Origin of the sequence: Microvirga antarctica (assembly GCF_017921815.1) — a bacterium.
GTDB classification, from domain to species: Bacteria; Pseudomonadota; Alphaproteobacteria; order Rhizobiales; family Beijerinckiaceae; genus Microvirga; species Microvirga antarctica.
The window spans coordinates 1-536 of record NZ_JAGEMM010000016.1; the positions used below are offsets into that span (position 1 = coordinate 1).

At 60.6% G+C, this 536-nt stretch carries 1 protein-coding gene; it reads right to left on the reverse strand.

Annotated elements, in window-relative coordinates; translation table 11 throughout:
• Positions 1-536, reverse strand: a 536-nt coding sequence (locus J4G32_RS20665; protein WP_210497502.1) for a hypothetical protein, incomplete at both ends; no start/stop codon positions are given.

Consider the following 536-nt stretch of genomic DNA (forward strand, 5'->3'; position numbering starts at 1 on the left):
GCCGAATTCCAGCGGCTGGATCGACCCGCGGTAGCTGATGTCGATTTGCCGTTCCGCCATCCCGCCGCGCGGCATGTCCCGCAGGGAGGGCGCGATGTAGCCCGTATAGGCGTGGATGAAGTCGACATCGCCCACGATGTCGCGGGGATAGACCTTCTCGACTTCCTCCGGCGGCAGACAGGTGATGACCATGTCGAATTTCTTCGCGGCGATGAATTCCGCAAAGCGGTTCGTCTGCACCTGTTCGTCCTGCTTCATCAGGATCTTCAGGCCGTCATATTCCTCGAACGGGCGGGAAAGCTTCGTGTCGAGCGCGAACAGGTTGAGGGGCGAATAGGACGTGGTGCAGTGGACGATGATCCCCGCATATTGCTTCAGGTCGAGCGACGCCGGCAGGTGCAGAAGCTGGCCGTTGCGCCCCGGCCAGAGGTTGAGGACCTCGATGCTGTAACGGCTGAACTGCTGCCAGTTGGCGATGTTCTCATAGATCGTCGGGATGCCGTTAGGGTCGTAGTAGCAGACCATCAGGAGCCGAG